This window comes from Proteiniphilum sp. UBA5463 (genome assembly GCF_002427225.1).
In the GTDB taxonomy this organism is placed as follows: domain Bacteria; phylum Bacteroidota; class Bacteroidia; order Bacteroidales; family Dysgonomonadaceae; genus Proteiniphilum; species Proteiniphilum propionicum.
On sequence record NZ_DIQL01000007.1, the window covers coordinates 1 to 6,872 of the forward strand.

Sequence of the window (6,872 nt, forward strand, 5' to 3'; positions counted from 1 at the left end):
ATTACTGCGGCATCCGATTTATCCAGAGATGTCAGTGACAATGGTTTACCGTCGGTGAAAAGATAAGATTCGAATGCATTCTTGCTCATGCCGCTTATTTGGGTTGATGAGCTGATATAGGCAATCAGGGAGTGATGCAGCACATTTTGTTTGTAGGCTTTGTAAAAAATCATTTCAGGATTGTCAGCCAGATTAACGGAATTGTAATTCCCCTGGTAAGTAGGACTTAACGTGAAATTTTTGCCCATCAGGAATGCGGCTGCGGTTTTCGTTTCCGTGAAGAATTTGCCTGCGCCCGCCATATCGGGGGCAGACTGACCATCTTCTGCTTTACGGTATTTACGGAAACTGCCTTCGAAAAGCGTGATTTCGGCTTTCATGGCGTTGGCGACATTTTTATTCAATTTTATTTTGGAATTATTATCGTTCATATTGTTGCAAGCGAAATTTAAATCTTCCAACACGTGATCCATCACTGCATCCCGATTTTCCCGGACACCGTATAAATACCCTTCGTCTGTGATGTCCAATGATTTATCCACCCAGGGGACATCCCCATAGGCGCGTACAAGCTGGTAATAATGCCAGGCTCTCATTAACCGACCAACGCCTCTCCAGTGATTTTTAGCTTCATCGCTCATATTCACTTTGTCCACATTCTCAAGTAGGATATTGGCCCGTCGGATTTCAATCCATCCATCCCGCCAGTTGGTGCTGCTGGCCGGCACGTTTTGAAATGTCCAGTCGGCAAAACTTCCGCCTGCCTGGTCATCGGAAAGGGTCCGAAAATAAAAGAGACCCGAGCCTCCGGCATTCCCATACCCTAGGAAATCCTGGTAGAAGGTATTGGCGTAACCGGTTACATTACTTTCATTTGTCCAGAAGTTATCGTTGGTAAAAGTATCCAACGGGCTTTTGTCCAGAAAGTCGTTACAAGAAGAGAAGGCCAAGATTGCAGCAACGATGTATATTATATTTTTTTTCTTCATATTTCTGTTTTTTTATAATGAATACAACAGTTTAGAATGTGAGCTGAACACCAAATGATATTGTCCTGTACATGGGGTCTATACGTCCCCAGGTCGCATTACCCAGACTTACACCTTCTTCTTTGTCATTGACTTCGGGATCGACGGGCGCGTTACTCTTGTTAATCAGCTCCATCAGGTTATTTGCACTGAAATAGATCCTGGCTCTTTGCATATATATTCTCGATGCCATATCGGTAGGAAGCGTGTAACCTAGTGTTAGGTTCTTGAAACGCAGATAGGCCATGTTCACAATATATTTAGTCTGAGGGTAAAAATTATGGTTCCCTAATTCCAGAACAGCAATCGTACCTCTTCCGGCATTACCCGGGAATAATTTCGGGAAATCGGCTTTGAAATCGGGATTTTCTTCCGTCCAGTAATTTGTCTGGTTTTCATAAATGGCGTCAGCACCTCGCATCATCGGCATGACAAATGCACTCTGTGTCCACACCGAGCGTTTTCCAACTCCCTGGAAAAACATATCCACATCGAATCCTCTCCATTCAGCACCCAAGCGAAAACTGTACTGGTAACGCGGAGTGGTGTTGCCAATCACTTTCAGATCGCCGTGGTCATCGGCAGTTCCTTTTCCACCGTCAATAATTTCGTTTCCATCTAAATCCTTGAACTTGATGTCACCGGGGCCAAATACAAATGTTCCTTGTTGTAATCCGACTTGAGAGGCAATCCCTGTCTTATAGGTGCCGTCTGCATTAAAATCTTCCTCTGTAAAAAAACGATCTGTCTCGAATCCCCAGATGTCGCCATACCTTTTACCACTGTAATTCTGGTTTAATAATTTGGTTTCATTGTCCCATTTCACAATGTCTGTGACAAAATCTCCCACATTAGCATTGGTATATAGCAATACATCGTTGAAGCGGTGGCGCCAGTCAATCGTCAATTCCCATCCACGTGTGCGAAGAGTTCCTGCGTTGACATAGGGTGCAGTGGCTCCGAGTACCTGTGGCATTGTTTGGCCTGGTGCGAGCATGTCTTTCGTTGTACGTTGATACCAATCGAATGTGAAATTCAGTTCGTTGTTAAAGAGCCCTAAGTCGGCACCAAAATCGAGCGTTTGTATACGCTCCCATTTTAATGTGGAGGAAACCAGTTTGGGCATATTGTATGCAACAACAGGCACACCTTCATCAGTTAACCACTTTACGTCATCAGCAGGCTTGTTGGATGCATCGCGTTTTGTCAGTGTGGAAAGGTACATGTTGCTACCTACTGCCTGATTGCCGATTTCTCCGTATGAGGCTCTTAACTTGAGATTATTGATCGATTCTTTTAAAGGATCGAAGAAAGCCTCTTCGCTGATCCTGTATCCGGCTGATGCCGATTTGAAAAAAGCCCAGCGGTCGTTAACCGGAAACCGGGAGGAGCCATCATAACGTCCGTTTAACTCGAGCAGCCACTTTCCGTCATAGTTGTAGTTCAAGCGGCCAAAGTATCCGGCTGTAGCCCAATGCGAATGTGCCCCGTCAACGTACTGGCTGCCTGTGGCCAGGTCAAATTCCGGCAGATTATAGTCTAGCAGGTCATTTCTTTCAGAATAATGGTTGAAGTATGTATTTCCTTCCGCATTTCCTCCCAACATAAGATTGAAATGGTGGCGATAGGGTAAAGAAAATTCATAATTACCATAGATATTCAGTGCAAAGGTCTTGTCCTGATCGGATTGTTGTTCCAGCCAGGAGCTACTGGTATACAACGTTGTCTTTTCGATGGCTCCTCCCCAGGAATTCCATCCACCCAAAGGTATGTAGGCCGCTTTATAGGTATAGTTATTCACGTTATAGGTATAGTCGGCATTTAGGGTTAATCCTTTTGCCAGAATTGCCTTTGCAAAAGTTCCCATACGTATGAAACTATTATTATCGGTCCAGTCGCCCGCTTGCTTACGGTAAGCAATGTCGTTACGGAAGTCGTTACCCTGATAAGTCCCATAAGGGCCGAAGAAACTTCCCCAGCGCCACATGTACTGATAGGTCGTTCTGCGTGTGGCAGGTCCAATAAAATCTTTATTGCTGTAATTGAACCGGGCTCCGATCTGTAACCAATCTTTCACATCGGTTGTTACGTTCAACATAGCTGTCCACTTGTCCATTTTTTCGGGGAAATATGTCATGACACCTTCTTCGTGGTTGTATCCTACCGACATGTAGTAGGACGTTTTTCCACTTGTCCCCTGCAGGGAGAGGTTATGGCTCTGTGACGGTTTCCAGTTTCGGAACATAATGTTCACTACATCCCAGTCTGCAAAATACATGCCCACGCCGTTGTTGTTCAGAATGAAATCGCCGAGAGGTTTTGAACTGTCTGTAAGTGCATTCTTATCACCCAACACCATTTCCCGGTAATTGGCTTTTTTGCCGTTATGTTCGTCTCTCCATTTTTCAGCATATGGAAGCATCTCATCGAGATACATGCCAAACAGTTCATTGGCCAATCCTGCGCGTTCATTAGCGGCAATCAGTGCTTTCAATTGAGAAGGGACATCGGGGTAGTCAGGTAATATGGTGGGGGTATCCCAAGCAAAATTGTTGGTATAGTTTATAGATACCCGATCCACCTGCCGTGCCGATTTGGTAGTGATAAGTATCACTCCGAAAGCGGCTCTGGTCCCGTAGATTGAAGTAGAGGCAGCATCTTTCAGGACAGATATGTTTTCAATATCCTCCGTATTCAGAAGGGAGAGATCGTCCATGGGAACGCCATCAACAATGATCAGGGGTTTACTTGTGGCATCATTGCTTAATGTCCCCAAACCACGTATGGTTACGGAGGGTTGCGCCCCCAGCTTGCCACTGTTGCTGATAACGGATAAGCCCGGGACTGCTCCCTGCAGGGCTTTCGAGATGTCGGAATAAGGACGTGCCTCCAGCGTTTTGCTGACATCCACGGTGGAGACAGCTCCTGTTAAATTGGCTTTTGTCTGAACCCCATACCCCACCACTACTAGTTCTTCCAGTGATTGCGTATCTTCCAACAGGGTAATGTTGAAATGGGTTCTTCCTGCGGTGCTGATTGTCTGACTCATATAACCAATATAGGAAACATGAATGGACGCATCGTCGGCTACCCTGAAAGTAAACCGTCCGTCGAAGTCGGTGATGGTCCCATTGGAAGAGGTGCCAACTTCAATGATATTGGCTCCGATGATGGCTTCTCCTTTGGCGTCGATCACTCTTCCAGTGATTGTCTTTCCGGTTTGTTGCATGACTTCCGTTGTGGTGATGATTACTTTTTTACCCTCCTCGGCTAACGGTTTTCGTGAAATCGTGATTTGACGGTTGACTATCGAGTAGGTAAGTTCTGTTTTCTTCAGGAGAAAATCCAATATTTCCGTAATGGATTTGTTGATAAAGTTACAATCAATACTGGTAGACAATGCCGCCTCGGTATTATCCATCATCAGGAACAGGTAATCGCTGTTTTTTTCAATTTCTTGTAATGCCTCCCTCAGCGTGACGTTCTTTAATTCGGCATTCACTGTTTTTGATTGGGAATAGGTGTTTTCTGCCGAGATTGAAAAAATACAGAGTAAAGCTATCAAAAAATAAATTTTCATGATTGTAAAAAACTTTTCGGTTTTTTTCGTGGTAAAATGTGCACGGTTATTATTTTCTTGCATATCTTTGTCATTGAATTTTAATTTGTTACCAAATAGATTATGATTCACTTACATTTTGGCCGGATAATGTTACCGCATTATTCGGCTTTTTAGTTTTCTTTTGGGATTGTTATCATAGGCTTTTTGTTTTAAATGATACATGTAAATTAAATTTACGTTTTTTAGGGTTTACTTATGTATATAACCCTTTCATTCAGTACGTTGTAATTCAGAAAGGTCATTTTTGAAAATGATTGCAACACATCTTCAAAATTATCGGACAGGAATAATTTCCCCGAACAGGTTTGATTGTGCAGTTTTAGCCCTGCATCGTAATTAAATTCGATGTTATAGTATCTTCCGATTTTTTTGAGTACATTGGTCAATGAGGTTTTGTTCAACAACATATATCCGTTTTTCCAACTGGTATATTCCATAACATCCACCTGTTGTTGCTGGATACTTCCGTTACTAATTTCAGCTTTTTGGTTAGGTTTCAGCATCAAAGAGTTGCCCGCGCTCTTTACTTCCACAGATCCGTTCACCAGCACCACCGATTCACTTGGGTCATCGGTATAGGAAGATACGTTGAACGAAGTTCCGTAAACGGTTATCTGGGATTGAGGCGTGTGAATGATGAATGGATGGTCTTGCTTTGTCACTTCAATAAAGATTTCACCTTTTACACTAATTTCCCGAGCCTCGCTGGAAAAAGCAGAAGGAAATTCCAATTCGGTACCGGAGTTTACATATACGGTTGATCCATCGGAAAGAAGGATCGAAGATTTTTTTCCGAAAGGGACAATAAGTCTGTTTTTCCGGTTGTTTTTTAAATCAATTTCCTTTTGGGAGATAGAATCCCTGATCAGGGCCTTTTCCTTGTCTGAGAATTGAACTGTGGCGTTATTTTCCAAGTCAACCACTTGATGTTCTGTGAATAACTGTACTTTGTCCCGGTTCATCACCTCTCCAATGAATGCCATTTGCTTGCCGGGTACGATTTCTTCCCGGCGGGTTGTATAAAGTACCGTAATCAAAACCAAAAATAAAATGGCAGCAACAGATGATGCATACAGAATCCGCAGTCTTCTCCTCCTTGCCTGCCCAAGTCTTCCTTGCAGTTCCCGGTACACAGTTTTTTTTTCAAGCCGGTATGTACATTGTCCCTGTCGTATTTTGTCGAATTCGGAAATGGCTTCCTGAAACGGTTCCCTGAGGTGTTCGTTCTCTCTGATAAATTTGCTCCAGAAAGCTGTCAACTCTTTGGTAGGATGAGTCCTCCAGTATATGAAAAGATCATCACACAAAAAATTTTTATCGTGTATGTTTTGCTTCATTCACACTCTTTTTTATCAAAGACTGGAAAATGTGGACCAAAGGACGTATTTAAGGAATATTAACCAAATATTGTGAATAAATATATAAGAGATGATAACGAATGGGGTCTGGAATTATCTTTCATTTTTTTGAGTGCCCTGTACAATGTTTTTTTTACGGCATCGGGAGAGAGATTGAGAATTTCGCCTATTTCTGCATAATTCAGGTTAAGTTGATAATGATAGTTGATTATTTTCCGTTGCCTGGGAGGTAGAGTTTGAAGCAGGTGTGACAGTTTTTTTTGTAACTGGAGTTGCCTTTCTTCATCAATTATTTGTTCAATGATGTTTTTCTCATTCTCAATAAAGAAGTCCAGATAGTTGATTTCGTGTATTTTGTGTTCTATGGTGTGAATGTCGAATAGCCGATTTTTTACGCTGCCGAGCAAATAGAATTCAATGTTCTGAATATGCCGCAATTTGTTTTTTGATGCATAAAGTTTGAAAAAGACGTCGTGTATCGCATCCTTGCATGTTTCTTCGTTGAATCCTATTTTCAACGCATAGGCGAAAAGCTCCGGGAAGTAGGTATTGTAAAGTGCTTCGAAAGATCTTTCATCACCCGCTAAGAATCTTTTCCATGCTTCTTTGCCCATCGTTGCATGACTATTTTTTGTTATAGTTTAAAAATGTATATGCATATGGATGTTTATCGTCGGTCTCGTGCGATTCTTTTTCAACGAGTTTCCATTCTGTAAAAGGGATTTCTGGAAAAAAAGTATCCGCATCGTCAAAGGTGTGATGGATGCGTGTAAGGTAGAGTTGGGTCGCCAGGTGAAGCGTGGATCGATACAATTTCCCGCCACCTATGATGAATGCTTTTCCCTGATTGCTGCAACGAGAAAG

General features: G+C 42.7%; 5 protein-coding genes. All 5 read right to left on the reverse strand.

What is annotated here, in order from left to right:
* Positions 1-989 (reverse strand): RagB/SusD family nutrient uptake outer membrane protein (locus B3B27_RS01745; RefSeq protein ID WP_286846750.1); only part of this gene is annotated, 989 nt, incomplete at its 3' end.
* 31 nt (positions 990-1,020) lie between these two features.
* The gene (locus B3B27_RS01750) at positions 1,021-4,608 is read right to left on the reverse strand and encodes a TonB-dependent receptor (protein WP_286846751.1); all 3,588 of its coding nucleotides are present in this window, start codon (positions 4,606-4,608) and stop codon (positions 1,021-1,023) included.
* Between the two features lie 224 nt (positions 4,609-4,832).
* Positions 4,833-5,987 carry a FecR family protein gene (locus tag B3B27_RS01755; protein WP_286846752.1) on the reverse strand — a complete coding sequence of 385 codons (1,155 nt, stop codon included), beginning with the start codon at positions 5,985-5,987 and terminating at the stop codon, positions 4,833-4,835.
* A 59-nt stretch (positions 5,988-6,046) separates the two neighbouring features.
* On the reverse strand, positions 6,047-6,622 hold the full coding sequence (locus tag B3B27_RS01760; RefSeq protein WP_286846753.1) for an RNA polymerase sigma factor: 576 nt from the start codon (positions 6,620-6,622) through the stop codon (positions 6,047-6,049).
* 10 nt (positions 6,623-6,632) lie between these two features.
* The coding region (locus B3B27_RS01765; RefSeq protein ID WP_286846754.1) for a dihydrofolate reductase at positions 6,633-6,872 on the reverse strand (240 nt) is incomplete at its 5' end.

Excerpts from the sequence above, each read along its gene's own strand:
- B3B27_RS01750 (WP_286846751.1), bottom strand. The coding sequence starts at position 4,608 with ATGAAAATTTATTTTTTGATAGCTTTACTCTGTATTTTTTCAATCTCG.
- B3B27_RS01755 (WP_286846752.1), bottom strand. The coding sequence starts at position 5,987 with ATGAAGCAAAACATACACGATAAAAATTTTTTGTGTGATGATCTTTTC.
- B3B27_RS01760 (WP_286846753.1), bottom strand. The coding sequence starts at position 6,622 with ATGGGCAAAGAAGCATGGAAAAGATTCTTAGCGGGTGATGAAAGATCT.